The organism is Kocuria cellulosilytica (genome assembly GCF_040981245.1).
Taxonomy (GTDB): domain Bacteria; phylum Actinomycetota; class Actinomycetes; order Actinomycetales; family Micrococcaceae; genus Kocuria; species Kocuria cellulosilytica.
In genome coordinates, this window is record NZ_JAVFWZ010000036.1 from 1 (window position 1) to 744 (window position 744).

At 77.8% G+C, this 744-nt stretch carries 1 protein-coding gene; it reads right to left on the reverse strand.

Translation table 11 applies throughout. The annotated features are described in order from the left end of the window. A partial coding sequence (gene selA / locus RCG67_RS16845; RefSeq protein WP_368827940.1) for an L-seryl-tRNA(Sec) selenium transferase occupies nucleotides 1–744 on the reverse strand: 744 nt, incomplete at both ends.

Below are 744 nucleotides of genomic sequence, written 5' to 3' on the forward strand. Positions count from 1 at the left end.
CGGCCCGCCGACGAGCGTGGCCTCCAGCGCGGCGAGCGCGAGCTTGTCGGCGCGGACCGCCCGGGCGAGGGGGTGGGCGGCCATCCGGGCGACGACGTCCGAGCTGCCGAGCACCAGTCCGGCCTGCGGGCCGCCGAGCAGCTTGTCGCCGCTGGCGATGACGATGTCGGCGCCGCCCGCGAGGGCGGTGGCGGCGTCGGGCTCGGACGGCAGGTGCGGGTCTGGGGTCAGCAGCCCGCTGCCGAGGTCGGCCACCAGGGGCACGCCGTGGGCCTGGGCCAGCGGGCGCAGCTCGCCGACCTCGACGCCCGAGGTGAACCCCTCCAGCCGGAAGTTGCTCGGGTGCACCTTGAGGAGGCACCCGGTCTCCGGGCCGATCGCCTCGGCGTAGTCGCGCAGGTGGGTCCGGTTGGTCGTGCCCACCTCGCGCAGCCGGGCGCCGGTCGACTCGATCAGCTCCGGCAGCCGGAAGCCGGCCCCGATCTCGACGAGCTCGCCGCGGCTGATCACCACCTCGCGGCCGGCGGCCAGGGCCGTGGTGGCCAGCACCAGGGCGGCCGCGCCGTTGTTGACGACCAGGGCGTCCTGGGCGGGAGGGCAGGCGGCGAGCAGGGCCGCCCGGGTCGCGGCGCCGCGGCGGGAGCGGGTGCCGGTGCCCAGGTCGAGCTCCACGTCGACGTACCCGCCGGCTGCCACCAGCGCGTCCAGGGCGGCCGCGGAGAGCGGGGCGCGGCCGAGATTGGT